We start from the raw sequence: 25,607 nt of genomic DNA on the forward strand, positions 1-25,607 counted from the left end.
GTCTGCGACCGCACGGGCGGTGCGCGGTGGGCCGGGCCTGGCGTTGATCGTCGCGGCGGTGGGCCGCCACCGGCGGCTGCTGGCCGCCGGGATCGGTGCTGGCCTGGTCTGGACGGGCACGAAGCTTGCCGCGCCTCCGCTCGTCACGTGGACCATTGACACCGGGGTGCTCGGTGGTGACACGAGCCGACTGTGGCTCGGGGTAATGCTGTTCGCCGGGCTGGCGGTGGTCGGCGCAGGCTTCGCCGGGCTGCGTCGCTACTACGGGCAGTGCCTGGCCTTCGTGGTGGAGGCCGACCTGCGCGACCGCCTGCTGGCCCGGGTGGTGAGGCTGCCGGCGGCCTTCCATGATCGACACCCGGGTGGGGTCCTGGTCGCCCGGGCGACGACCGACCTGCAGCAGGCTCAGCAGCCCGTGATCAATATTGCGATCATGGTCTCGAACCTGGTGATGCTTGTCGGGGCCGCAGTGCTGCTGGCCTCGATCGATCCGGTGCTGGCGGCGATCGCCCTGGCGCCGGCGGTCGCGGTGTTCGCGGTCGCCGTCCGGTTCACCCGGCGGCTGGGGCCGCGTGCGCTGGACCTGCAGACCAGGCTTGGCCGGCTCGCCAGCACCGTGGAGGAGTCGATCGCGGGCGTGCGCACCACGAAGGGCCTGGGCACCGAGAACGACGAGCGGCGCCGCATCCACGAGCGGGCCGGTGAGGTGCAGCGGGCGGCGCTGCGGCTGAACACGGTGCGCGCCACCTATCAGCCCCTGATCGATCTGCTGCCCGCGTTCGGGCTGGTCGGCGTGCTGTGGATCGGTGGGCTGCGGGTCGCGCACGGCTCCCTGACGGTCGGCGAGCTGGTCCAGTTCAGCTACTTCGGGCTCGTGATCGTCGGCCCGCTGCGCATAGCCGGGATGACCGCGTCCCAGCTCAAGCGCGCGGTGGTCTCGGCCGGCCTGGTGGCCGCGGTCCTCGACGAGCGGCAGGAAGCGTCGCAGAGACGGCCGGCACCGGCACCGGCACCGGCACCGGCGACCAGACCGGCCGGGGGCGACCCCACCCGCTCGACCGGGCGGGTGGCGGGCGGGCTGGACGTCCGCTTCGAGGGCGTGACGTTCGGCTACGGCCCGGGACGTCCCGTCCTGCGGGATCTCGACCTCGTGGTGCGGGCTGGCGAGTGCGTCGCCGTGGTCGGGGCTACGGGCAGCGGCAAGACCACGCTCGGGGCCCTGGTGCCGCGGTTCTACGAGGTCGATGCCGGCCGGATCCTCGTCGGCGGGCGCGATGTCCGGCAGTGGCCCCTCGCCGAACTGCGTGCCCAGCTCGGCGTCGGCTTCGAAGACGCCTTCCTGTTCAGCGGGACGGTCCGCGACAACCTCCGCCTCGGCGCGCCCGAGGCCGACGACACGCGGCTGCGGGTCGCCGTCCGGCTGGCCGGGGCACAGGATGTGGTGGCGGGGCGTCCCGGCGGCTACGACGCGGCCGTCGGTGAACGCGGACTCGACCTGTCCGGTGGCCAGCGCCAACGGCTGGCACTGGCTCGCGCGCTGGTCGCGGACCCGCCGGTGCTTCTGCTGGACTCGCCGACCAGCGCGGTGGACCCGGCGAAGGAAGCCGAGATCGTCGCATCCCTGGCGACGGTGATCCAGGGCCGCACGACGCTGCTCGTCGCGCACCAGCCCGCGGTGATCGCCCTCGCCGACCGGGTCGTGCTGCTCGACGGCGGCCGGGTGGCGGACCTCGGTACCCACGACGACCTGCTCACCCGATCTCCGCGCTACCGCCAGGTGCTGGCCGCGCACCCCGGTGGCACGCTCCCCGGCGGCACGCTCCCTGGGAGTACGCACCCCGGCGGGGCGCACTCCGGCGACACGCACTCCGGCGGCGTGGACCGCGCCGTCTCGGTGACGCCATGACGTCCACCGCAGGTGCCGGTCTCGCGGTGCGGACCCTGGCGGTGCTGCGACCGCGCTGGGCGGCGGTCGCGCTGGCCGCGCTGCTGCTCGTCGCGACCACGGCCACGTCGCTGGCGGGGCCCTGGATCCTGCGCTACGCCGTCGACAACGGGCTGGTCGGCGACCATCCCGACACCGGCGTGGTCACCCGTGCCGGCCTGCTCTACCTGGGCCTGGCGGTTGCCGGCCTGGCGATGGCCCGCGTGCAGGTCAGGCTGGTGGGCTGGATCGGCGAATGGCTGGTGCGCGAGCTGCGCAGCCGGGCCGCCGACCACGTGCTGGCGATGTCGGTGCGTTACTTCGACCGCACACCGGCCGGGGTGCTGGTGTCGCGCCTGACCGCCGACATCGACGCACTGCAGGACGTCGTCCAGCTCGGCATCGTGCCGTTCGCGCAGGCGGTGCTCACGCTCATGTTCCTGGCCGTCGTGCTGGTGGCCCTGTCCTGGCAGCTCGCGCTGGTCTGCCTGCTGCCCGCGGTCGCGTTGATCGCGGCGACGGTGTGGTTCCGCCGTGCCTCCCGCGCGGCGTTCGCCGCGGTCCGCGATCGCGTCGCCGACACGGTGGCCGCGCTGACCGAGCGGCTCGCCGGGCTGCGGGTGGTGCGGGCGTTCCGCCAGGAGGCCGGCACGACCGAGCTGTTGCTGGCGCGCAGCCGCAGGCAGCTCGACGCCAACGTCACCGCGGTGCGCGTCCAGTCCTTCTACCTCGCCGCCATGGAGTTCGCCACCGTGGGCAGCATCGCCGCGGTGCTGGCCGTCGGCGGCGTGCTGGCCGCGCGGGACGCGGTGACCATCGGGACCCTCAGCGCGTTCGTTCTCTACCTGCTGCTCGCCTTTGAGCCGGTGCAGTCGCTGAGCTTCCTGGTCACCGTCCTGGAGTCGGCGGCCGCCGCGCTGCGCAAGATCTACGCGCTGCTCGACGAGCCGGTGGACGTCCCGGAGGGCTCCCGGGAGCTGGTGCGCACCGGCCCGCTCGCCGCCGAGGGCGTCGGCTTCCGCTACGGGGACGGCCAGCCGGACGTCCTGCGGGGAGTGGACCTGACGCTGCGGCCCGGGGAGCGGGTGGCGCTCGTCGGGCCGACCGGGGCCGGCAAGTCGACCCTCGCGAAGCTGATGGCCCGGCTGTTCGACCCCACGGCCGGCCGGGTCAGCTACGCCGGGGTGGACGTCCGGGAGGCGACCTGGCCGGCGCTGCGCTCGCGGGTCGTGATGGTCGCCCAGGACGGCCAGCTCACCGCCGGCACCCTCGCGCACAACCTGCGTGCGGTGCGGCCCGGTGCGACCGACGACGAGCTGGCCGGGGCGCTGGCGGCGGTCGGTGCCGGCAACTGGCTGGCCGGCCTGCCCACCGGCCTGGCCACGCCGGTGGGGGAGGGCGGCTCGCTGCTGTCCGCCGGTGAGCGGCAGCTGGTCGCGCTGGCCCGGGTCTGCCTGCTCGACGCGGACGTCGTCGTGCTCGACGAGGCGACCTCCGGCCTGGACCCGGGCACGGAGAGGCTGGTGGAGGCCGCTCTCGTCGCCGCGACGGCCGGCCGGACCGTGCTCGTGGTGGCACACCGGACGTCAACGGTGCGCGGCGCGGACCGGGTCGTCGCCGTCAACGCCGGCGGCGTGACCGACCTCGGCGCCCCGCGCGACACCACCCGTCAGTACCTCGACCAGCACTGAACCCTTTCCATCTCACACCTGTCGGGCGCGCTCGCGGCAGGTCGGAGCGCCGATCACTCCGTGGGGGGGAAGACGGGCGGGAAACCGTGCTGCTCCAGCCTCCGGTTGCGGAAGTAGCCGCTGGTGGCGAGACCCAGGCCGACGCCGGAGAGCAGCAGGAACACGACGATGGTGATCCGGACGCTGAGCTGGCCGGGCAGCAGGGCGAACACCACCGCGAAGGGGAGCATGAGGACGAAGGGCCGCAACGCCTGGCGTAGCCGCCACCCCGACCCGGTGAGGTCGTGCGAGACCCAGTCGTTGTACCGCGGCGGGAGCGTGCCGCCGAGCAGGTAGTGCATTCTGCCGCCGAGCGGTGGGCTTTCCCGCGCCCGCGTGCCGCCGCCCGCAGGAGTCTCCGGCCCGGTGGCCACCGCTGCGGCCGAGCCGGCCGCCGGGTCGGAGGTCGAGCCGGTGTCGACTACCGGTGAGTCGCCCTCGGCCTCGGCCGATACCGGTGAGTCGGCCGCGGCCGCGGTAGAGGTCGAGTCAGCCTCGGCCGGAACCGCCTCGGCTGGAACCGCTCGGGCGGGTTCCGCGTCGGTATCGGGATGCTGGGCCTGACCGTCCATAGCTAGAGCCTACGGACGCCAGGACCGCCCCAGCGCGGCGTGCCGTCCACGAATCGGCGGGTGTCGCGTGCCGTTCGCCGTCTCCTGCCACCGGGCCCGCCCACGCCTCCTGCCGCCAGGCCCGCCCGTGTCCGCGCGCACCTGCGTGGCGCCCCGCAACGGCAGCGGCGGCGCTCCCGTCCGTGGTGGAGGAAACGCCGCCGCAGGTGCCCGTCGGACGAATCAGTCCTTGATCTCGCAGAGAACGGCGCCGCTGGTCACGACAGCCCCGACCGCTGCCGTGAGCCCGCCGACGGTTCCCGCGCGGTGGGCGTTGATGGGCTGCTCCATCTTCATCGCCTCGAGCACGACGATCAGATCGCCGGCCTCGACGGTGTCACCGTCGCTGACCGCGACCTTGACGATGGTGCCCTGCATCGGGCTCGTCAGGGCATCGCCGGTGACCTTGGAGGCAGCCTTGCCGGCGGACCGGCGCTTCGGCGCGGAACCCGCCGTGGCCGCGCCACCGCCACCGCCCGCGCCGAAACCGGCGGGCAGCACGACCTCGAGACGCTTGCCGCCGACCTCGACGACCACCGTCTCCCGCGGATCGGTGGCGGTGTCCGCATCGGTGCCACCGGTGAAGGGCGGGATGGTGTTGTCGAACTCGGTCTCGATCCAGCGGTTGTGCACCCGGAACGGCTCGTCCGCGGCCTCCGGAGCGAACGCCAGGTCACGGACCACCGCGCGGTGGAACGGCAGCGCGGTGGCCATGCCCTCGACGACCATCTCGTCGAGAGCGCGGCGGGCCCGCTCCAGGGCCTCCTGGCGGCTCGCGCCGGTGATGATGAGCTTGGCGAGCAGGGAGTCGAACGCCCCGCCGATCACGCTGCCGCTCTCGACACCGGTGTCCAGCCGAACACCGGGGCCGGCCGGGGCGGTGAACGTGGTGACGGTGCCCGGGGCCGGGAGGAAGTTGCGGCCGGGGTCCTCGCCGTTGATGCGGAACTCGATCGAGTGCCCACGCGGGGTGGGGTCGACCGGGTTGAGCGCCTCGCCCTCGGCGATGCGGAACTGGGCGCGGACCAGGTCGACGCCGGAGGTCTCCTCCGTCACCGGGTGCTCGACCTGGAGGCGCGTGTTGACCTCCAGGAAGCTGATCATCCCGTCCTTGGCAACGAGGAACTCCACGGTGCCCGCGCCGACGTAGCCGGCCTCGCGCACGATCTTCTTGGACGCCTCGTAGAGCTCGGTGTTCTGGGCCTCGGTGAGGAACGGCGCGGGCGCCTCCTCGACGAGCTTCTGGTAGCGGCGCTGCAGCGAGCAGTCGCGGGTGCCGACGACGACGACGTTGCCGTGGGTGTCGGCGAGCACCTGCGTCTCGACATGGCGCGGCTGGTCCAGGTAGCGCTCGACGAAGCATTCGCCGCGGCCGAAGGCGGCGACCGCCTCGCGCACGGCGCTCTCGAACAGCTCGGGCAGTTCCTCGGCGGTCCACGCGACCTTGAGGCCGCGGCCACCACCGCCGAACGCCGCCTTGATGGCGACGGGCAGACCGTGCTCGTTCGCAAAGGCGACGACCTCGTCCACACCGGCCACCGGATCGGCGGTGCCCGGGGCGAGCGGGGCGCCGACGGCGAGCGCGATGTGCCTGGCGGCGGTCTTGTCACCGAGCCGGCGAATGGCCTCCGGCGGCGGGCCGATCCAGGTCAGACCCGCGGAGATCACGGCCTCGGCGAAATCCGCGTTCTCGGAGAGGAAACCGTAGCCGGGGTGCACCGCGTCCGCGCCGGAGCTGGCGCAGGCCTGCAGAATCTTGTCGATTCTCAGGTACGAGTCACCGGGGGTCGACCCACCCAGCGCGTAGGCCTCGTCGGCGACCCGAACATGCATGGCGTCAATGTCGGGCTCCGCATACACGGCGACGCTGGAATAACCCGCGTCGCGGCAGGCCCGCGCCACCCGGACGGCAATTTCGCCCCGGTTGGCGATGAGGATCTTACGCACATTCCTCCCGTCTCGTCCGGCCTGAGTCTGGGCGAGTCGGGCCGTACCGTGTTCCTTCTTTGCCGGCAGCGGTGAAACAAATTAGCCCACCGCCGGCCCGCACGCCGGTTGTTCTCACATAACCGATTTGTCAACTACCTGCCGGGAAGCGCTGGCCGGCCGTGCGGGCCGACCGGCTCCATGCTCCCGGGCCGGCGGTCAGCCTGCCACGCATGGCCAGCGCCGGGTCGGCCCAGGTGGATCTGGCCCGAACCGCCGGCGGGCCCGACGCGGCCCGCGCGGCCAGCACGGCCACGAGCGCCGCGATCTCCTCCGGCGAGGCATCGCCGCGGACCAGCCGCAGGTGCGCCCGGCCCGCGGGCTCTTCGGGTCTGTCTGCCACCGGCCGCCCTCCTCGGTACTTCGTCCGTGGTCCCGCTTCGGACCCGCGCTGTCTGCCTCGATGCTGCGCATGCTCCCGGCCCCCGCGGACCGGCCGGCCGCTACAGCGGGATGTTGCCGTGCTTCTTCGGCGGCAGCGTCGCGCGCTTGGTGCGCAGCAGGCGCAGTGCCCGGATGACCTCGCGCCGCGTGACCGAGGGCTGGATGACCGCGTCGAGGTAGCCGCGCTCCGCCGCGATGTACGGCGTAGCGAAGTGCTCGTTGTAGTCGTCGATCAGTTCGGCCCGGCGCTCGTCGGGCGCATCCGAGCCCGCGAGCTCGCGGCGGTAGATGATGTTCACGGCGCCGCGGGCGCCCATGACCGCGATCTCCGCGGTCGGCCAGGCGAGGTTGATGTCGGCGCGCAGGTGCTTGGAACCCATGACGTCGTACGCGCCGCCGTAGGCCTTCCGGGTGATGACGGTGACCTTGGGAACGGTCGCCTCGGCGTAGGCGTAGATGAGCTTGGCGCCGCGCCGGATAATGCCGTTCCATTCCTGCGAGGTACCCGGCAGGAATCCGGGGACGTCCACGAACGTCAGTACCGGGATGTTGAACGCGTCGCAGGTACGCACGAAGCGTGCGGCCTTCTCGCTGGCGTCGATGTCCAGGGTGCCGGCGAACTGCATCGGCTGGTTGGCGACGACACCGACCGAGCGGCCGTCGATCCGACCGAAGCCGACAATCATGTTCGGTGCGAACTGGGCGTGGACCTCGAGGAAGTCCTCCTCGTCCAGAACCCGCTCGATCACGTGGTGCATGTCGTACGGGGTGTTCGGCGAGTCCGGAATGAAGGTGTCGAGCTCGGTGTCCACCTCCGCCTCGACATCGGCCACCTCGGCGTAGGCGGGCACCTCGTCCATGTTGTTCGAGGGCAGGTAGGACAGCAGCGCCCGGGCCAGCTCCAGGCAGTCGTTCTCGTCGGCGGCCTGGAAATGGGCGACGCCGCTGCGCGAGTTGTGCGTGTGCGCTCCGCCCAGCTCCTCCATGCCGACGTCCTCGCCGGTGACCTCTTTGATCACGTCGGGGCCGGTGATGAACATGTGGCTGGTCTGGTCGACCATCAGGGTGAAGTCGGTGATCGCGGGCGAGTACACCGCGCCCCCGGCGCACGGCCCCATGATCAGTGAAAGCTGCGGGACGACACCCGAGGCCATCACGTTGCGGTAGAAGATCTCGCCGTACAGGCCGAGCGAGACGACGCCCTCCTGGATGCGCGCGCCGCCGGAGTCGTTGATCCCGACGACCGGCACCCCGGTCCGCAGCGCGAGGTCCATGATCTTGACGATCTTCTCGCCGAAGACCTCGCCCAGGCTCCCGCCGAAGACGGTGAAGTCCTGGCTGAACACACAGACCTGGCGGCCGTCCACCGTCCCGTAGCCGGTCACGACGCCGTCGCCGTACGGGCGGTTGCGGTCCAGCCCGAAGTCGTGCGAACGGTGCCGGGCGAAGGCATCCGTCTCGACGAAGGAACCCGGGTCGAGGAACGCCTCGATCCGCTCCCGCGCCGTCATCTTGCCCTTGGCGTGCTGCGCGTCCACCGACCGCTGCGAACCGGCATGGACAGCCTCTTCGGTCACGGCCTGCAATCGAGCAAGCCGGCCGGCGGTGCTGTGCGGTTCGGGCGTGGGTTCGTGCGCGGAAGCCGGGAGAGCCATAGAGCGAAGCGTACGGCGGGCGGTGGCCCACGCGCTCGATTGATGTGGAGACCGTCTCACTTGGCCTCTGGGAAGGTAGTCCCGTGCCCGCTGTGCCGATCGACTCAGATGGACGACCAACACCCCCGTTTGATCCCGCCTCCGGAGCCTGCGCCGCAGGTCGCGGGCCTGATGATGGGCTTGTGACCGCTTCCGCGCCCAGGCGCCGGCCGGAGCTTGCGGGGCTGCGCCGCCCGCTGGGCGCGGGGGCGCTCGGGCCGCCGCTCGCGCGGCTCGGCGTCGTCCTGGCCGTGGTCGACGAGATCGACTCGACGAACGCGGAGCTCGTCCGCCTCGCCCGCGGGGTCCGGGGCTCGACGGGGCTGCCGGTGCCGACGGACCGAGGAGCCGCGGTGATGCCGCCAGGCGGCGTCCCAGCCAGCCCGGCCAGCGACCCGGTCGATGAGCTGGCCGGTGAGCTGGCCAGTGATCCGGTGGTCGTCCTCGTCGCGGAGCGGCAGAGCGCCGGGCGGGGGCGCATGGACCGGTCGTGGCAGTCCGCGGTCGGCGCCGGGCTCATGGTGTCCGTGCTCGTCCGCCCGGCCGTCGCCACCCGCTGGCTGGGCTGGCTGCCGCTGGTCGTCGGCACGTCACTGGTGCGGACCCTGCGCTCGTACGCGCGGCTGCCGGCGGTGCTCAAATGGCCGAACGACCTGCAGGTGGACGGCGAGAAGCTCGGCGGGATCCTGGTGGAGCTCGCACCCGGCCCAGGGGTCCCCCCGGCGGCCGTCATCGGCTTCGGGCTGAACGTGACCGCGCTGGCCGACGAGCTGCCGGAGCGCTCGACCAGCCTGCTGCTGCGGGACGTCGAGCCGGCCCTGCTGGACCGTGGGCGGCTCCTCACCGCGCTCCTCACCGACCTGGTCGGCGCGATCTCCCGGTGGGAGCAGGCGCCCGACGGGGCCCGCGGTGAGTACCGGGAGGTCTGCACGACCCTGGGCCGCCTCGTGCGGGTCGAGCTTCCCGACGGGACGTCCGTCCGGGGGACGGCCACCGACGTGGACGAGTTCGGCCGGCTCGTGGTCGACGGCCGCGCGTTCAGCGCCGCCGACGTGATCCATCTGCGTTGACCGGGCGCCGTGCGGAGGGGCGCCGCGCGAAGTTGACCGGGGACCGCGCGAAGTTGACCGGGCGCTGCGCGAAGTTGCCTGGGTGCTGAGCGAGCACTGCTGGGACAGGCCTGTCCGGGATGCGAAGATCTGGCGGTGGCGTTTCCGGACGACGTTCTGACCGACGACGAAGAGGTGGTTCTCCACCTGCATCCGCACTGGGGCAGCCTGGTGCTGCCCGTGCTCTCCGTCGTCACCGCGCTCGCGCTGATGACCCTCGGGGTCTTCTTCGTGCCTGACAACTTCGCGAGGGAGGCGCTCCAGTACCTCGTCCTGGCACTGGGGCTGGCCGCCATCGGGTACTTCGGTGTGGCGCCCTGGCTGCGCTGGATCACGACGCACTTCGTGTTCACCACCGAGCGGCTGATCATCCGTGAGGGCGTCGTGAACCACACCGGCCGCGACATCCCGCTCGTCTGGCTCAGCAACGTCTCCTGGGACCAGTCGTTGCCCGACCGGCTGGTGGGTGCCGGAACACTGTCGATCGAGAGCGCCGGCCAGCGTGGGCCGATCATCCTCACCCACGTCCCGCGGGTCGAGGGGGTGTACGCCACGCTGCGCGAGCTCGCCGACGCGGCCGATCTCCGCCGGCGTTCCGGCGGCTGACGTCCCGGGCGGCTGACGGAGCCGCCCGGGAAGGACGTCAGAGCGGGTCGAACGTGCGCCACCAGGTGATCAGGCCGGTCGGGTCGTCGGTCGCGGCGATGAAGCCGACCCGCTCGCGGTCGATCGTCCAGTAGGCGGTGAAGCGGCCCGCCGCGGCCCCACAGACGAACGTTCCCGACCGCCGCGACGGCAACAGGTAGGCCTCGCTGCTCGTCTGGCCCGCCTCACAGGAACCGACATCCACGGTCGCGGTGGACCGCCGGGCGGCGTCGGCGGCCATCGCGGGGCTGTCGGCGTAGCCGAGCACGATCACCTCCGCGGGTGGTCGGCCGCCCCCGGCGACGCCGGGAGCGCAGCGCAGTGCCGCCACGACGCCGGTCGCCGCGCTGCTGGTCGGGCCGCGGGCAGCCGACGAGCTGGTCGCCTCCGCCGTGGCCGACACACAGTCGGTCAGCTCGAAGGAGGACAGTCTGGCGGCGAGTTCGCGTTCGGCCTCGCTCAGCGCCGCGCCATCGTCAGGTCCCGGGCTCCCGGTTGCCGCCGGCGACGCCGCCGGGCTCGGTGCGGCACCCGACGGCGTGGATTGCCCGGCCGCGGGGCCGGACGACCCGCTGTCGAGGGCGGCCAGCCCGATCAGCACACCCGCGCAGGCCAGGGCCGCGACGGCCAGGACTGCTGGGACCAGCATGCGGATCGACGTCACTCGGGCCACAGCTGCCTCCCGTCAGCGGCGGATGGGATCGAATCTGTGCCACCACGTGACCAGGCGTGCGGGGTCCAGATCCGAGGCGGAGAAGGCGACCAGTGAACGGTCGACGCTCCAGAACGTGACGAAGCGGTCGGCGTACTTGTAACAGAGGCGAGCCCCGCCGCCCGGTTCCTGCGGAGAGGTCCATTCCTCGACGCTTTCCTGGCCTTCGTCGCAGTTGCCGGCGTCGGTGTAGTAGGTCGCGCGCGCACCGATCTGGCGGTCGAGGGCGGACGGGTCCGGGAAGTGGTACGCGAGGACTTCGACACCCTCCGCGCCGACGCACTGCAGGGTGGCGTCGGCGTAGGGGCTGTCGCTGCTGGCCGGGGCCGCGCAACTGGTCATCGTGACCGGGTTGAGCAGCGAGCGCAGGGCCTCCTCGGGGCTTGCGGCCGTGGCCGCCGGGTTCTGCCCGGTGCCGGCACCGGCGGAGCTGTTCGGGGCGGGCGCGGCCAGATCGTTCGCAGGTGCCGTGGCCGCGGGGGTCGTCTCGGCACTGTCGTCGGACCGCGTGGTCACGACGATGCCGATGGTGGCCACGATCACGACGACCGCGGCCAGCGCGCCGATCACGGCCAGGGTGCGGCCCCGGCGCGTCGGCGGCTCGGGCACGTCGCCCGCGCCCAGGCCCGGCCCGGGCAGCTGCGAGGATCGCCCAGGCATGTCGCCAGCGGGGCCACCGCGATTCCAGCCACCATCGCCCCAGTTCCCACCGCCCCAGCCGCTACCGTCCGACCCGGTCGGGCCGTCAAGGCCGCTCAGACCACCGAGAGGGCCACCAGGCGTGGTGATTCTGGGTGGGATCGGCGGGTTCAGGCCGCCACCCGCGGGTGTGGGTGTGGCCGGGTACCTCGACGGCGTCGGCCAGGCCGGCCCGCCGGTGACCTGGTCGGGGGCTTCCTGCGACGGACGTCGCACGGTGAACGACTCGCCGGGTGGCGGGGGCAGTGGATGCGGCCCGGTCAGCGGCGGCGGCACCGTGCCGCCGTGCCGCGGCGGCTGGGGTCCCTGCGGCGACTGGAGCGGCTGGGCAGGCTGGAGCGGCTGAGGTGGCTGAGCTGGTTGGGGCGGTTGGGGCGGCTGCGCGGGGCCGCTTCGCCAGGCCTGCCATGGCGGGGTGTCGAGGGTGCCGTCGGCCGGTCCTGGTGGACCGGTCACGGTGAACTGATCGGTGTCGTCCGGCGGGCTGACCGGCTGTGGAGGCTGGGCGGTCCGGTGGGCCGCCGGGGCCGGTCCCGGCGGGGCCAACCGGTAGGTGGCGTCCTCGTCGGGCAGCGCAGCCGCCACCTCCGGCCCGGGCGTGTCGAAACGCGGCGCGGGCGGGAGAGGAAGCGGTAGCGGCAGCGGGCTGATCGGTGGGGGAGTGGGCGTCGGGGCCGTCGGCTGCGCGTACAGCCCCGGGAGGCCGCCTCGCGCGGCGGGCCCACCCGGGTGCGTTCCGGGGAGCAGGAAGCCACCGGCACCCAGGTCGGAAGGTCGCAGGACCTGGGTGCTGCCCGCCTCGTCCGCGTCGTCATCCGTCACGTCGTCGTCCGGCATCGGGACCGGCTCATGGCCAACCGGCTGCTCGCTGTCTGACCACTGGCCGTCCGAGCGCGGGCCACCCGGCTGCGGCGGGCCGTACGGGGCAGGTGGCTCGAAGGCGGGCGACGCGCCATCGCCGGGGCTCTGGCTGGGCACGATTCCTCCTGGGAGGGGATCTGGCCGGAAGTGGTGAAGCCGGGACGGACAGTGACGCCGGGTGTGCCGGCGACGTCGGATGTGGGACGAACAGCGTTTCCCGCCCGGGGTGACCGGGATACGGGATATCTGCCGACGACGGTGTGCGTAGTCAGCCTAGGCGCACATGCTCCACCGACTGTCAGGTATCGGCGTGAATCGTGGGTTGTTGATGCGACGGCGGGTGCGGAAACCGGCCGCGACCGTGTGGGCGGAGGGCGTCCGATGTTGCGCCCGGACGTCCCCCACCCACGGTTCCGCGTCGATTCCCGCCGGCCGAGACGGGGCTGGAACGGTGTGGACCCGTCGACTAGATCGGGTCGAAGGTGCGCCACCACTCGTGCAGCGCGGTCGGGTTGCCGTCGGTCACCGTCAGGAAGGAAACCAGATCGTCGTCGTAGCTCCAGAACATGAAGAAGTTGTTCTGGTTGTAAAAGCAGATCACGGTTCCCTGGACCGGGCCGTCGCCGACGTTCCAGGTGAAGATGTCGGGATCGCCGCTCGAGCACTCGCCCTGGTCGGTGACCAGTGACTTACGGCTGTTGATGTCGTCGGTGAGGCCCGTTGTGCTCGAATAGTGGTATGCGGCCACGGGCAGGCCGTTGTCCGCGGCGGTACAGGTCACCGAGGCGTCGATGTTCTCGTCCTCGCCATCGGAATTCGGCTCGCAGTCGGTCATCGTGCTCGGGTCCAGCTGGGCGACCAGTGCTGACTGCCTGCTGGTGAAGGACCCGGAACTCGCCGATTCCGTCGGGGTGGGGGCGGCCGACGTCCTGGTCGCCGTCGGTGACGGCGACGAGCTCGGCGTGGCGCTCGTCGTCACGGAAGGAGACAGCGACGTCGCGACCACGGGCCCGGACGGATCGTCGTTACCGGAGTCCTTCGTGGCGATCAGGGCGACCGGAATGGCGATGGCGAGCGCGACGGCCGCCGCGACCGCGACAATGATGATGTTGCGGCGGTTGTTCTGGCTGGGCCCGCCGGGGCTTCCCTGGTTGCCCGGGTAGCCCCCCGGGGGATAGTTGTCGTAGCCGGGCTGCTGGTAGCCCTCGGTCTGGTAGCCGCCGCCCTGCTGGTTGCCGTATCCCTGGTAGCCCGCCTGGCCGTACCCGCCCTGCTGGTAGCCGGCCTGGTCGTAGCCGGGCTGCTGGTAGCCCTCGGTCGGGTAGCCGCCGCCCTGCTGGTAGCCGCCGGTCTGGGCGTAGCCCTGCTGGTTCTGATCGCCGTACCCGCCCTGCTGGTACCCGCCGGTCTGCGGGTAGCCACCGCCCTGCTGGTAGCCGCCGGTCTGCGGGTAGCCGCCACCGGTCTGCGGGTAGGCGGCGGTCGGTGGGTACGCCTGCTGGCCGTAGCCCGCGCCGGCCGGTGGCTGCTGCCCGCCGGCCGCCCCGCCCCCCGGCTGCTGGTAGCCGCCGCGACCGGACGGATAGGAGCCGGGAGGTGTCGAACCGCCGCCGGCGATCTGGGTCACGGCGTCGTCGTCGTATCCGGGACCACCACCGAATCCGGGACCGCCGCTGTCGGCCCGCCGGGTTTCGGCGTCCGGGTCGTGCTGACCCGGGTTCGGTGGCTGCATGACGTCCCTCCTGATGTGCCTGTACCGCGCTGTGCCTTTGTCGCGCCGCCCACGGCCGGTGTGACCGGTCCGGTGGTGGCGCGATGGAACCTGGACGGCCCTCGCGTGACGGCGCCGCGTGCATGGGTGGCCAGGTTCCGGGCGTCGAGCTGCTGGGCGTTTGCGGGCGCCCGGCCGTGCCCGGTCCGGGAGTGGTCCGCCGTGGATTGACGGGTGGCCGGTGCGGGTTCGACTTTGGTGCCCGCCCAAGAGTAGGAGCAACGCGGAGATTGAGCTGGTCCGGGTCGCTTTCCGGACATGACCATCCGGTCAGCGTTTCAACACGGTCACTGCCCGCAGTTGCCGTCCGGAGTCGGGGTACCCGGATCCGCCGCGGGTGAGCCGCCGCGGGGCTTGCGCCGAGCCACGGTGAGATTCAGACGCCGCGTGCGTAGGGCAGGATCACGTCATCCACGATGTGCTCGACGAAGGCCCCGTCGACCGGATCCCCGGTGATGAGCAGCCGCTGCAGAATCATCGCCGTGCCGACCTCGACGAGAATGTTCGGATCGGCGGCCGGACCGACCTCGCCGCGGGCGATGCCGCGGTTGACGATGCCTTCCGAGGTGGTCATGCGCTGATTCCACATGCGTTCGCGCACCGCGGCGCGCAGCTCGGGGTTGCGCGGCATCTCGGAGACGACCTCGGCCATGATCCGGCCCTGTGCGTGGCCGACCAGGTCCGCGAAGGCGGACAGGAAGGCGACCAGTTCCTTGCGCATCGAGTCGGCTTCGGCGACCTGAAGCGTCTGCTCGGTGAACTGGGTGAGCGCATCCATCACAAGCGCGATCTTGGAAGGCCAACGCCGGTAGATGGTGGCCTTCCCGGCCTTGGCGCGGGTGGCCACGCGGTCCATGGTCACGCCGTCGTAGCCGTGTTCCGCCAGCAGCTCGAGGGCCGCCTGGCGGATGGTGTGGTCCCTGCTCTCGTCGCGGGGGCGTCCGCCGGGCCTGGGTGATGCGAGTGTCGGCCGCGTCACGGCGCACCCTCCTGGACCTTGAGCGGGCCGTGCGTTGTACCGGGGTGACCAGGTCACCTCTGGTGGAGAACTCGGCACGCTGTGCATGGGCTGGTGACGCGAGCCTAGCGCAGCCGGCCGGCAGGAGAACTGATCGGTACCGGAACCAACCTGTTCCCTTTCTGTCCCGGCGGGGCGGAGGCGGGACAAGAAGAGGCCCGGCCCGGCGGTGATCCGCCTCGGGCCGGGCCACTTCCGCGGACCAGTCAGGCCTGGCCGGCGGGTTCGGGAATCCGCTGGTCCTTGAGCGGCGGGGCCGCCACCTTCGGGTGGTCGGGATGCAGGAAAACGTATTTCTTGTAGGCCCAGAAGCGGAAGATCGTGCCCAGCCCGGTACCGAGAACGTTGCCGAACAGGTTGAACGCGACCACTCCTTCGAGGCCCAGGACGTACCGGGCGAAGCCCAGGCACGCCAGCGCGATCGCCAGACCGATCGCGTTCAGGACCACGAAGAGGCTGTACTCACGGCGGACTCCGGTGCGCGCGCGATGGCTGAAGGACCATTGCCGGTTACCGATGTACGCGCAGGTCGCCGCGATCACCGTCGATACGGTCTTGGCGCTGAGCGGCCCCATCCCCAGAAGGGTGTGACACAGGTTCGAGACGGCGAAGTCGATCGCATAGCAGATCGCCCCGACGATGCCGAACTTGCCCACCTCGTGGATGAGCACCTGAATCCGTGAGCGTGGCATCCGATGGCTCACCACGGGCGGCGCCGATCGACTTTGCGAACATCGATTTTGACCACCAGGAGAGAGTACAGATGACTCGTCCGGACTCGATCGCCGCCCCCGGAGCCGGGGCCTGCGGGTCCTGGTCGTGTCGCGGTCCCGAAGCGTCCGTTTACGGACCGGCGTCCCTTGCTTGTGGAACGCCGGTTGCGGGTGAAAGGCCCGCTGCGCCGGGCGGGCCGCCCGCGACGCCCGCGTCATGATTCCGCCGTTCCCGTGCGCCGACGAGGCCGACACGCCGAGACGACCGGACGAACGGCGGCCCGGGCCCGGATGCGGGCAGGAGCCGGCCAGGGCTGCGCTGGGTGACGGTTCACTGTCACAGTGTTCCCGGTCGCCTCCCGATCGATACGTCACTCGCACCGCGTGCGTGATCTGTGTCGGCTTCGCGGCCGCCTCCGTGGGGGCATTCGCGGGGAGAAATGCCCTGAATGGTGACGAAGTTCCTTTTCGGGGGCGACACACACGCCCCCAATCGGGGCAGAGTGAGTGGCGGCGCGGGTCCGGGCCCTGCATGCTTGGGGCAGTGGCAATCCCTCCGCGGCTCGGTATGCCGCGTGAGCGACGTACCGACGGAGGTGACCTGCGGTCATGAGCGTGCCCGAGGATGTCGGACCCGCTCAGGGTGCGACCCGCACCCTGCTGGCCCGCGCGGCGGACTTCGCCGCACTGCGTGGTGGCGCCCCCGATCGACCCCCGCTGCCGGGTCAGCCGGCGACCGGCGTCGCCGTCGTGGCCTGCATGGACGCCCGTCTCAACGTCGAGGCGCTCTTCGGCCTGGCCGAGGGTGACGCGCACATCGTGCGCAACGCCGGTGGAGTGGTGACCGAGGATGTCGAGCGATCGCTGGCGGTCAGCCAGCACGCCCTCGGCACCACCGAGATCATTCTCGTGCACCACACCCGGTGCGGTATGGAACAGATCAGCGACGAGGGGTTCAGTGACTCCCTCGCCAGGCGGACCGGCGTCCGTCCGCCCTGGCGGGTCCGGGCGTTCGCCGACGTCGCCGTCGATGTCCTGGAGGGCATCCGAACGCTGCGTTCGTCACCGTTCCTGCGGGCATCGACGTCGGTGCGGGGCTTCGTCTATGACGTCGACTCCGGTGAGCTTCAGGAGATCACCGAGAGCTCACTCGCTGCCCGGAAGCAGGGCACGGCCGTCTGACCCAGGCCATCGCCTCTTCGAGTGCGAGCCTGGGGCGGGGACAGGGCAGCGCGGGTCACCAGGGGGCGGGGAGCCTGCGGACCTGGGACGGCAGGCCGATGGTGCGGGACTGCGGTACCGACCAGTCGACAGCGGTGATCCGCTCACTGTCGACCCGGCGCGCCAGCGCCTTCGGGTCAAGGTCGTCCAGGTTGCGGCACAACACCACCGACGCGCCGCTGACCAGCGGGACCAGCGTGGCGACCAGCAGCCCGGCCACGGTGGCGGGCCCCCCGACGGTGAGGATGCGATCCTCCGGGCCCAGCGCGTCGCGGCGTGCCACGGCGGCGGCGAGGCCGAGTAGCCGCGCCTGCTCCGCGGGCGGCGGTGGCGGCCCGAAACGGTCGCCGTGCGGGGGGACCTCCACCGCGTAGTCGAGCACCCCCGGCACCGCGGCGCGCAGCCGGCCGCCGAGCGGGCGTAGCGAAAGCCCGACGACCTCGTCGACGTCGAGGGCGGTCGCGATGTCGAGCCGGTCCTCGCTGGTGAAGATGACGCCGGGGTGCCGCGGTGGCGCGCCGGCCCCGTCTTCACCCGCCCCGTGTTCACCCGCCCCGTGTTCACCCGACCCGTGTCGGTCCGTGCCGTGCCCGCTCGCCTCGCGCTCGTCGACCGGCCCTCCCGGGCTCACGGCGAGCTGGACCTCCATGCCCGCCGACCAGGCCGCCAGGAGGATCACGCAGCTCGTCCAGTGCGGGGGGAGGTCGATGCCGACGGCGTCCGCGGGCGCCAGGCCAACCGTGTCCACCAGCAGGTTGGCGGTCTTCGCGACCCAGTTGTCCAAGGTCGCGGTGGAGAACTCCACCCGCTCACCGGTGGCGTCGTCGTAGAAGGTGACCATTGGTCGGCCCGGGTCGCGGGTCAGCCGGGCGGCGAGCGCGGCGGCCACCCCGGGGAAGGGCGCGGCGGGTGCCTGCGTCGCGGCCTCGGTCGTGGCCTCGGAGGGCAGGGCGACGGCGCGGAGCACCGAGGCAGCTGGGACGAACCGGACGTCCAACGGTCGCGGTCTCCAATCCGGTCGTCGGCGGTGCCGGTGGTGGGTGGTGCCGGTGGCGGGTGGTGGTGGGTGGCGGCGCTGGCGGAGCGTGCCGGCGGTGCTGATCCACCGTGGAACGTAACGCTACCGACTCCCGGGACCGACCCCGAACGTCCGCCGCGCCAACACCGTGCGAACACCGCGCGGGCACCGTTTCGGGGTCGCCATCTCGGGCCCTCCGGCGGACCGACCGGTCCGCCGGCCGGCAGGCAGCCTGCCGGCAGTCTCAGTAGGTACAACCGGTGGTCAGCTGCGTCGCGGTGAGGGGCGCGCTCGTCCTGGTGCCGGTCGTCGCGGTGCCGGCCGTCGTGGGGGAGCCCATGGAGCCAGTGGAGCCCGTGGCGGACGCGGATGACCCGGGTGCGGGTATCCCGGCGGCCGCGCGGGTGCCGGGCGCCGGAGCCGCCCCGGACCGCACCTGCTGGAACGACGTGCCGAGCACGAGCGAGACCCGGCTGGCGAGACCGTCATCCCGGACGAGACGGGCGCCCGGCACGACGGCGGCGACCGCGCGGGCCGCGGCCTCCTGCCCGGGCCCGTACCTGACCTCGCTGGTCGAGAGCCTGCCGTTCGGCCAGTCGCGGGGCGAGCCGACCCGGAAGCCCAGTTTCGACAGGTCCGCGCCGGCCGCGCCGGCGAGGCCACCGATCCTGGCCGCGTTGAAGACGTCGACCGAGACGTCCTTCGGCGCCGCCGTGGCGGGCCGCGCCGGTGCGGACGGGGCCGGCGCCCGGCCGCGCAGCGGGGCGAGGAACGCGTTGAGCTGCGCAGGGTCGTACAGCTGCACCGATCCGTACCGGGGCAGCTCGCCGACGGCGTTCCCGCCCTCCGCGGGAGTCGGCGCGTGTACGGGGATCGTGACGAACCTGATCTGGTCGGAGCTCATCGCGCTCATCCGCTTCGCGAGCAGCCGGATGTCGTCGATGTCCGTCCCGTCGTCGATGGTCAGGGACTTCGTCGTCGCGCTGATCAGGCTCTCCAGCCGGGCCGGGTTCGTCAGCACGCCGTCGCTGGTGGCCTTGCGGAACACCGCCCCGATGAACTGCTGCTGGCGGTGGATGCGGTCGAAGTCGTTGTCGGGCAGGCCATGGCGCTGCCGGACGAAGGCGAGTGCCTGGTCGCCGTCGAGGTGGTTCTCGCCGACCCGGCCCCGCCACTGCGACCAGTTGTCGTGCAGGTTGCTCCGTGAACCGTCCGGCAGGGCCTTCACGCAGACGGTCACCCCGCCGATCGCGTTGGTCATGTCGCGGAAGCCCGCGAGGTCGACCGACACGTAGTGGTCCACGCGAATGTCGGTGAGCCGCTCGATGGTGCGGATCAGCAGCGACGGGCCGCCGATCGAGATCGCCTGGGTCAGCTTGTCCCGGCCGTGCCCCGGGATGTGGACGAGGGTGTCGCGTGGGAAGGAGACCAGCGTGGTCGTCCCGTTCACGTCGAGGTGGGCGAGGATCGTGGTGTCCGAACGTTGCCCGGTGACCTCGCCGTCGTGCTGGAACTCGTTTCCGGTGCCGGCCCTGCTGTCGGACCCGACGAGCAGGAAGTTGGTCGTTCCCTCGATCGGGTCGGCGGGGCGCTCGCCTTCCAGGCTCAGCCGGAGCCGGTTGATCTGGCGGTCGAAGTGCTCGTAGAGCGCGAATCCCCCCACCACGAACGCGAAGATCAGGCAGGAGAGGGCGCCGCAGAGGCCGGTGGTGAGCCTGGCGGCGATCGGTCGGCGGCGAGCGCCCACCGGCGGCACGAGGCGGAGATGATGTGCCTCGGGACCGGGAGGTCCCCCGGTCGAGGCGCGCGGTCCAGCACCGGTCACACGTCCCCCTCCGCCATCTTCCGGTAGCTCACCGTGCCTGCTGGATGTCAGCCCGTGCCAGTACGAGCCCGGACGTGGCCACGATCTGTTCGCTCGGCGACCGGCCTTGACTTCGGCCTGCGACTCCTCGGCGCGTTCAGCTACTCAACGTACTCGTAGCATCACGTTGCATGCCCGCGGGGGGTTGGAGTACACGCGATGTCGTCAGGAATGACCGTGGGTGTCGTCCAGGCGCGGCCCAGGTGCGGGACCGCAGAAGGCGTAGGCCGTTGAGCCCGACGATGATGGTCGAGCCTTCGTGCCCGGCGACGCCGAGCGGGAGCGGGAGGGTGGCGAGCAGGTCCCAGGCCGCGAGGACGGCGATGAAGGTCGCCGCGATCACGAGGTTGGCGATGACCAGGCGGCGGGCGCGGCGGGCGAGAGCGATCAGCGCGGGCAGTGTGGCGAGCTCGTCGCGTGTGATCACGGCGTCGGCGGTGTCGAGCGCGAGGTCGGAGCCGGCACGGCCCATGGCGATGCCGACATGTGCGGCGGCCAGCGCGGGCGCGTCGTTGACGCCGTCACCGACGACGACGACCCGGTCGCCGGTGGCCTCCAGGTCGCGCACGGCGTCGACCTTGTCCTCGGGCAGGAGGCCGGCGCGGACGTCGCTGATGGCGAGATCGGCGGCGAGCCGGGTGGCGGCGCGCGGGTTGTCGCCGGTGAGCAGGACTGGTCGGTTGCCGGTCAGCGCCGTCAGTCGCGCGATCGTGTCCGCCGCGTCGGGGCGGGTCTGGTCGGCCAGGGCGAGGACGGCGGCGGGGGTCCCGTCGATGCGGACGACGACGGCGGTGTAGCCGGCGTTCTCGGTGGCGGCGACGAGGTTCCCCGCGAGGCTGAGCCGATCGGCGGTGGGCAGGGTCTGGGCGGGGCTGCCGATCTCGACGAGCTGCCCGTTCACCCGGGCGCGGACTCCCCGTCCCGGCTTGGAGGTGAAGTCCTCGGCGGTGTCTGGGGTGATGCCCCGGTCGCGCGCGGCGGTCACGATGGCGCGGGCGAGCGGGTGCTGGGAGGGATTCTCTGCGGCCGCGGCACAGGCGAGCACCACGTACTCCGGGATGCTCCCGAGGGCGTGGATGTGGGCGAGGCGGGGGCTGCCGTCGGTGAGGGTGCCGGTCTTGTCGAAGGCGATGTGGGTCGCGGTGGCGAGGTGCTCGAGCACGACGGTGGATTTGACCAGGACGCCGTGCCGGCCGGCGGTGGCGATCGCGGACAGCAGCGGGGGCATCGTCGCGAGGACCACGGCGCAGGGTGAGGCGACGATCATGAAGGTCATCGCGCGGAGCAGGGTGGGACGCAGGTCGGCGCCGAGCATCAATGGGACGGCGAACAGGGCGAGCGTCGCGGTGACCATGCCGATGGAGTAGCGCTGTTCGACCTTTTCGATGAACAGCTGGGTGCGGGCCTTGGTCGCGCTGGCCTGCTGGACCATGGTGACGATGCGGGCGATCAGCGTGTCGCCGGCGGGATGGGTGATGCGCACGTGTAGCGCCCCGGTGCCGTTGACGGTGCCGGCGAACACCCGGTCCCCGGTCCGCCTGTCCGCCGGCAGTGGCTCGCCGGTGATGCTGGCCTGATCGACCTCGCTGGCGCCGGCGACGACCTCGCCGTCGCCGCCGATCCGCTCACCGGGCCGGACCAGGATCACGTCGCCGACCCGCAGCGCGGCGGCTGGGACGATCTCCTCTCCGGCGGCGCTGATCCGGGTGCCGTGTTCGGGGGCGAGATCGAGCAGGTCACGGACCGAGTCCTCGGTGTGTCTGGTCGCGAGCGCCTCCAACGCCCCCGAGATCGCGAAGATCACGATCAGGAGCGCGCCGTCGAGGACCTGTCCGATGGCCGCTGCCCCGATCGCCGCGGCGACCATCAGCAGGTCGACGTCCAAAGCTCTGTTCCGCAGCGCTCGTAGCCCGGCGACGCCGGGTTCGGCTCCACCGGCGACATAGCAGCCCAGGTACAGCGCCCACCACAACTCCTCCGGGCCGTGGGCCAGGTGCGTGATGAGCCCCAGGGTGAACAGCGCGGCCGCGGCCGCCGCCGCACGTACCTCCGGCAGTGACCGCATGCCGGTTCGCCTTCGCCGTGCGGGCGGGGGCGCGTCGAGGACAGGCGCGTCCGGGACAGGCGCGGCGGTGCTCTCCACGTGAACTGTCACGCTGCAAGCGTATATGCGTATGCATGAAGATACTCAGCTAGATGGATGGCGGGTTATGCTGGGCTGTGCACACGTCGCTGCCGGAGTTCGACATGCCGGGCGAGGAGCAGGTGCATCTGGCCGCGGAGACGTTCCGGATGCTCGCCGACCCGACCCGGATCAGGGTGCTGTGGGCGTTGTTGCAGGGCGAGTCGTCAGTCGCCTGCCTCGCCGAGCTCGCCGGGGCCGCGCCGACCGCGGTCAGCCAGCATCTGGCCAAGCTCCGGCTGGCCGGTCTGGTCAAGGGCCGCCGCGAGGGCACCTTCGTCTACTACTCCGCCGCCGACGAGCACGTCCGCCGTCTGCTGGCACAGGCCCTGTTCCACGCCGACCACATCGACCGGGAGCTCCCCGAGGAACCCGCCGCCGCCGTCACGTGACGCGCGTGGGCTGTGCCTGATCGGGTCGGCGGCTGCGGGGCGAGCGGCGCGCCAGGGCGCGGTCAGGCCAACGCCACCTGGTCGGGCTGGGGACTGGTCTCGGTGGTCTCCCCGCCCGCGTCCGTTCGGCTGGTCGCGGCGGGGCCGCGCCGGGCTGTTCGGACGGACACAAGGAGAACTCCGACCCACAGCAGTCCGGTCAGGACGAAGGCGCCGATCGTGACACCGACGGGCAGCGGCGCCCAGCGGGCGATCGCGGAGACGACGTCCGGAATCCGGGTGGGGACGAAACGGACACCCCGTGGCAGCCAGTAGTAGCTGCACACCGCGAGCAGCGCGAGCCCCTGCATCACCAGGGCGCCGAGCAGGACAACCGACGGCGCCCACCGGGCCCGCCGGCCGAGCGACCGCCCGAGCCCCGCGGCCACGACGACCGCGAGCCCCACCAGACCGAGGTACAGGTAGCGGCCCTGAACCGCGATGCCCCGGGTATACCGCTCGTACTCGGCCCAGCTCCGCTGCCCGACCATGAGGTATGCGAGGAACACAGGCGCGAGCAGCACGAGCGGAGCGGCCGCCCGCGTGATCCAGCCCAGCCCAGCACCGGCCGTCGTGGCCTCCGTCGTGGCCTCGGTCGTGGCCGTCGCCTCCGGGCTGGCCGTGGTCGCGGCCTTCGGGCTGGCTTCCACCGCGGCGTCCGGAGCGGCTTCCGTTGCGGCCGCCGGCGCGTCCTCCGTCACGGCCTCGGCCACGGGCGCGCGGCGCCGGGCCGCCGTGACCACGGCCGTGACGGACAGGCCGATCACGGTCACCGTCGCGGCCACGATCGCGATCGGCGACAGCTGCGGGGGCTCGAACATGCCGAGGCCACCCCAGAAGCGGCTGATCATCGTCCGGACGAAATACCACAACCAGGTGAAGAACGAGTCGGGCAGCAGCAGCGGCTCGCGGCGCGGCGGGTCGGTGGCCCAGCCGTTCGGCTGGAGGGCGTCGTAGAGCAGGTAGTTGCGGACCCACCACCAGCCCCCGATCGCCACCCCAAGACCGACCGCGATCACGGCGGGCAGCACCGGCAGCCGGACCCGGCCGGCGCAGGGGCGCCCGTCACCGGCCGGATGCTGGTCGCGCCGGGCCTGACGCCAGCCGACCAGGTAGGCGGCGGCGATCGTGAACGGGAGCGCGAACGCGAACGCCTTGGACAGCATGGCCACGCCGAACCACACGCCGGCCCAGGCCGCGGTGCGCCGGCGCAGGTCACCGCGGACGACCCCGGCCAGGACGACGGTGAGCGCGCCGGTCGCGAGGATCAGGATGCCGTCGTTGTTGAAGGTCGCGCCGACCCTGGTGAAACCGGGCACCGCCAGGGGCAGCGCCGCCGCCGCGGTCGCCAGCGGGCGGCGCAGCCCGAACCTGCGCGCCGCGGCCCAGGCCAGCAGCGGCACAGGTGCGAGGAGCAGGATGTTCAGCAGCCGCAGGACGAGCACCTGCTGGTCGTAGGCCCAGTGCTCGGAGCCCGCCACGACGTCGAGCAGGCCGGCGCCGATGGCGTAGACCAGCGGCGGGTGCTGGATCATCTGGTTCGACAGCCGGCCGTCGTCGACCGGCGTGGCGCCGCCGAGCTCGTCGAAGGAAAGCCGGTCGCCGCGCGGGGTGGGGGCGATCTCGGCGAACGACGGTGAGCCGCGGCGCTTGCCGCCGGACTGGAACATGTCCTGGAACCGGCCGCGGTCGAAGTCGTCGGAGGTCGCGGCGACGCCGGTGGCGATCATCTTCTCGCCCGGGGCGGGCCAGCCGGCCCCGTGCTGCAGGCCGTAGACCATGTCGACGTGCTGTGCCTCGTCGTAGCCCGTCCAGGTCGTGTAGACGAACGAGTAGGTCACAAGAAGTGCCACATGCAGCGCGGTGATGAGCAGCACCAGGACCGGGACCTTCGACCGCCCGGACCCCGGCGGTTCGTCCCGCCGCGGTTCGTTCTCCTGCGTATCGGCCTTTTCCGGCATGGGAGTCTCGGGCGTCATCACCGCTCAGGGTAGTCGCCCGCACCCGTGCCTCCGCCGGTGCCGCCGGACCCGTCGCGCGCGCGGGCGACATAGCTGACGGCGCGTCATCGGCTGTTTGAATCGGTCTGCGAGACTCGCGGGGTGCGCATCCTCGTCACTGGTGCCGGTGGACAGCTCGGTAGCGATCTGTGTCGTCTTCTTGACGCCGAGTCCCGTGCTGACAGCCCGCGTGTGCTTGCCTGGGCCGGCCTCACCCGGTCCGAGCTCGATCTGTCCGACGCTGCCAGGGTCCGTGCGGTCATCGCCGACCAGGCCCGCCCGGCCCGGGTGCAGGGCGGCCTCGTCGTCATCAACACCGCCGCCTGGACGAACGTCGACGGCGCCGAGTCGGACGAGGGCGGTGCCTACGCGGTGAACGCCGCCGGGCCGGCGCACCTGGCCGCGGCCTGCGCCCAGGCCGGTGCCGTCCTCGTGCACATCTCCACCGACTACGTGTTCGACGGCACGGCCTCGAAGCCCTACGAGACGACCGACCCGCCGGGGCCCCGGTGCGCGTACGGGCGGACGAAGCTCGCCGGCGAGGAGGCGGTGCTGGAGCTCTGCCCGGGGTCCTACGTCGTGCGCACCGCCTGGGTGTACGGGCGCACGGGCGGCAACTTCGTCAAGACGATCGCCCGGCTGGCCCGGGAGCGTGACCAGCTCACCGTCGTCGCCGACCAGCACGGCAGCCCGACCTGGTCCGCCGATCTGGCTGCCGGCCTGCTCGACCTGGTCACGGCGCTGCCCACGCCCGGCCTCTACCACTGCACCGGCGGTGGGGAGACGACCTGGTTCGGCTTCGCCCGCGCCATCGTGGGCGCGCTCGGGCAGGACCCGGCGAAGGTGGTGCCGATCACCACGGCGGAGTTCCCGCGCCCGGCGGCGCGCCCGGCCTACTCGGTGCTGTCCCAGCGTTCCTGGCAGGACGCCGGGCTGCGTCCACTGCGCCCCTGGGACGAGGCGTTCGCCGCGGCCTTCGCCGAGTTCGGCGCCGAGCTCTGAGCCGACTCTGATCGGAGATCGGCGCCGCGGCC

At 72.3% G+C, this 25,607-nt stretch carries 20 protein-coding genes; 7 read left to right on the top strand and 13 right to left on the bottom strand.

The genetic code is table 11. The features are described from left to right. The first annotated feature begins 19 nt into the window (after positions 1-19). A complete protein-coding gene (locus tag ACG83_RS35085; protein ID WP_235498375.1) occupies positions 20-1,906 on the top strand; it encodes an ABC transporter ATP-binding protein in 1,887 nt (628 codons plus the stop codon). After that, entirely contained in the window at positions 1,903-3,615 is a 1,713-nt protein-coding gene (locus tag ACG83_RS35090; RefSeq protein WP_054570540.1) for an ABC transporter ATP-binding protein, read from the top strand. The genes ACG83_RS35085 and ACG83_RS35090 overlap by 4 nt, the downstream gene beginning before the upstream one ends. A 53-nt stretch (positions 3,616-3,668) precedes the next feature. Here the strand turns inward: ACG83_RS35090 and ACG83_RS35095 are convergent, their stop codons facing one another. From ACG83_RS35095 to ACG83_RS35110, 4 genes are all read right to left on the bottom strand, one after another. Beyond that, positions 3,669-4,226, bottom strand: a complete 558-nt coding sequence (locus tag ACG83_RS35095) for a DUF5313 family protein (RefSeq protein WP_054570541.1) — start codon at positions 4,224-4,226, stop codon at positions 3,669-3,671. Between the two features lie 222 nt (positions 4,227-4,448). Next, entirely contained in the window at positions 4,449-6,212 is a 1,764-nt protein-coding gene (locus tag ACG83_RS35100) for a biotin carboxylase N-terminal domain-containing protein (protein ID WP_054570542.1), read from the bottom strand. 130 nt (positions 6,213-6,342) lie between these two features. Further along, on the bottom strand, positions 6,343-6,594 hold the full coding sequence (locus ACG83_RS35105; protein ID WP_054570543.1) for an acyl-CoA carboxylase epsilon subunit: 252 nt from the start codon (positions 6,592-6,594) through the stop codon (positions 6,343-6,345). A 100-nt stretch (positions 6,595-6,694) separates the two neighbouring features. After that, entirely contained in the window at positions 6,695-8,290 is a 1,596-nt protein-coding gene (locus ACG83_RS35110; protein WP_054570544.1) for an acyl-CoA carboxylase subunit beta, read from the bottom strand. A gap of 182 nt (positions 8,291-8,472) precedes the next feature. Here ACG83_RS35110 and ACG83_RS35115 point away from each other — a divergent pair, with 182 nt between their 5' ends. Together ACG83_RS35115 and ACG83_RS35120 are read left to right on the top strand one after the other, a co-directional pair. Further along, positions 8,473-9,399 carry a biotin--[acetyl-CoA-carboxylase] ligase gene (locus tag ACG83_RS35115; protein WP_235498377.1) on the top strand — a complete coding sequence of 309 codons (927 nt, stop codon included), beginning with the start codon at positions 8,473-8,475 and terminating at the stop codon, positions 9,397-9,399. A 135-nt stretch (positions 9,400-9,534) separates the two neighbouring features. Beyond that, complete coding sequence (locus ACG83_RS35120; protein WP_054570545.1) at positions 9,535-10,044, top strand: PH domain-containing protein; 510 nt, start codon at positions 9,535-9,537, stop codon at positions 10,042-10,044. A gap of 37 nt (positions 10,045-10,081) precedes the next feature. Here the strand turns inward: ACG83_RS35120 and ACG83_RS35125 are convergent, their stop codons facing one another. From ACG83_RS35125 to ACG83_RS35145, 5 genes are all read right to left on the bottom strand, one after another. Then, on the bottom strand, positions 10,082-10,756 hold the full coding sequence (locus ACG83_RS35125) for a hypothetical protein (RefSeq protein WP_083473840.1): 675 nt from the start codon (positions 10,754-10,756) through the stop codon (positions 10,082-10,084). Between the two features lie 12 nt (positions 10,757-10,768). Beyond that, positions 10,769-12,472 carry a hypothetical protein gene (locus tag ACG83_RS35130; protein ID WP_054570546.1) on the bottom strand — a complete coding sequence of 568 codons (1,704 nt, stop codon included), beginning with the start codon at positions 12,470-12,472 and terminating at the stop codon, positions 10,769-10,771. Positions 12,473-12,821: 349 nt separating this feature from the next. Further along, a complete protein-coding gene (locus ACG83_RS35135; protein WP_054570547.1) occupies positions 12,822-14,087 on the bottom strand; it encodes a hypothetical protein in 1,266 nt (421 codons plus the stop codon). A 415-nt stretch (positions 14,088-14,502) separates the two neighbouring features. Then, positions 14,503-15,192, bottom strand: a complete 690-nt coding sequence (locus ACG83_RS35140) for a TetR/AcrR family transcriptional regulator (RefSeq protein WP_255354808.1) — start codon at positions 15,190-15,192, stop codon at positions 14,503-14,505. Between the two features lie 158 nt (positions 15,193-15,350). Next, positions 15,351-15,836, bottom strand: coding sequence for a GtrA family protein (locus tag ACG83_RS35145; protein WP_054570549.1), 486 nt, complete (start codon positions 15,834-15,836; stop codon positions 15,351-15,353). Between the two features lie 630 nt (positions 15,837-16,466). Here ACG83_RS35145 and ACG83_RS35150 point away from each other — a divergent pair. Further along, positions 16,467-17,039, top strand: a complete 573-nt coding sequence (locus ACG83_RS35150) for a carbonic anhydrase (RefSeq protein ID WP_054570550.1) — start codon at positions 16,467-16,469, stop codon at positions 17,037-17,039. 55 nt (positions 17,040-17,094) lie between these two features. Here the strand turns inward: ACG83_RS35150 and ACG83_RS35155 are convergent, their stop codons facing one another. From ACG83_RS35155 to ACG83_RS35165, 3 genes are all read right to left on the bottom strand, one after another. Further along, positions 17,095-18,075, bottom strand: a complete 981-nt coding sequence (locus ACG83_RS35155; protein ID WP_054570551.1) for a TIGR03089 family protein — start codon at positions 18,073-18,075, stop codon at positions 17,095-17,097. 265 nt (positions 18,076-18,340) lie between these two features. Further along, complete coding sequence (locus ACG83_RS35160; protein WP_054570552.1) at positions 18,341-19,921, bottom strand: LCP family protein; 1,581 nt, start codon at positions 19,919-19,921, stop codon at positions 18,341-18,343. A 136-nt stretch (positions 19,922-20,057) separates the two neighbouring features. Further along, positions 20,058-22,025: a heavy metal translocating P-type ATPase gene (locus ACG83_RS35165; RefSeq protein WP_063793303.1), complete on the bottom strand. Its 1,968-nt coding sequence runs from the start codon at positions 22,023-22,025 to the stop codon at positions 20,058-20,060. Between the two features lie 155 nt (positions 22,026-22,180). Here ACG83_RS35165 and ACG83_RS35170 point away from each other — a divergent pair, with 155 nt between their 5' ends. Further along, positions 22,181-22,534, top strand: coding sequence for a metalloregulator ArsR/SmtB family transcription factor (locus ACG83_RS35170; RefSeq protein WP_054570553.1), 354 nt, complete (start codon positions 22,181-22,183; stop codon positions 22,532-22,534). 62 nt (positions 22,535-22,596) lie between these two features. Here ACG83_RS35170 and ACG83_RS35175 read toward each other — a convergent pair whose 3' ends face one another. Next, positions 22,597-24,552, bottom strand: coding sequence for a glycosyltransferase family 39 protein (locus ACG83_RS35175; RefSeq protein ID WP_054570554.1), 1,956 nt, complete (start codon positions 24,550-24,552; stop codon positions 22,597-22,599). 123 nt (positions 24,553-24,675) lie between these two features. Between ACG83_RS35175 and rfbD the strand changes: the two genes are divergently transcribed. Then, positions 24,676-25,575, top strand: a complete 900-nt coding sequence (rfbD, locus tag ACG83_RS35180) for a dTDP-4-dehydrorhamnose reductase (RefSeq protein ID WP_076827439.1) — start codon at positions 24,676-24,678, stop codon at positions 25,573-25,575. Positions 25,576-25,607 lie beyond the last annotated feature (32 nt).

The sequence above is a fragment of the Frankia sp. R43 genome (assembly GCF_001306465.1).
Taxonomy (GTDB): Bacteria; Actinomycetota; Actinomycetes; order Frankiales; family Frankiaceae; genus Parafrankia; species Parafrankia irregularis.

Excerpts from the sequence above, each read along its gene's own strand:
- ACG83_RS35090 (WP_054570540.1), top strand. The coding sequence starts at position 1,903 with ATGACGTCCACCGCAGGTGCCGGTCTCGCGGTGCGGACCCTGGCGGTG.
- ACG83_RS35095 (WP_054570541.1), bottom strand. The coding sequence starts at position 4,226 with ATGGACGGTCAGGCCCAGCATCCCGATACCGACGCGGAACCCGCCCGA.
- ACG83_RS35110 (WP_054570544.1), bottom strand. The coding sequence starts at position 8,290 with ATGGCTCTCCCGGCTTCCGCGCACGAACCCACGCCCGAACCGCACAGC.
- ACG83_RS35135 (WP_054570547.1), bottom strand. The coding sequence starts at position 14,087 with ATGCAGCCACCGAACCCGGGTCAGCACGACCCGGACGCCGAAACCCGG.
- ACG83_RS35140 (WP_255354808.1), bottom strand. The coding sequence starts at position 15,192 with ATGCACAGCGTGCCGAGTTCTCCACCAGAGGTGACCTGGTCACCCCGG.
- ACG83_RS35145 (WP_054570549.1), bottom strand. The coding sequence starts at position 15,836 with ATGCCACGCTCACGGATTCAGGTGCTCATCCACGAGGTGGGCAAGTTC.
- ACG83_RS35150 (WP_054570550.1), top strand. The coding sequence starts at position 16,467 with ATGAGCGTGCCCGAGGATGTCGGACCCGCTCAGGGTGCGACCCGCACC.
- ACG83_RS35165 (WP_063793303.1), bottom strand. The coding sequence starts at position 22,025 with ATGCGGTCACTGCCGGAGGTACGTGCGGCGGCGGCCGCGGCCGCGCTG.
- ACG83_RS35175 (WP_054570554.1), bottom strand. The coding sequence starts at position 24,552 with ATGACGCCCGAGACTCCCATGCCGGAAAAGGCCGATACGCAGGAGAAC.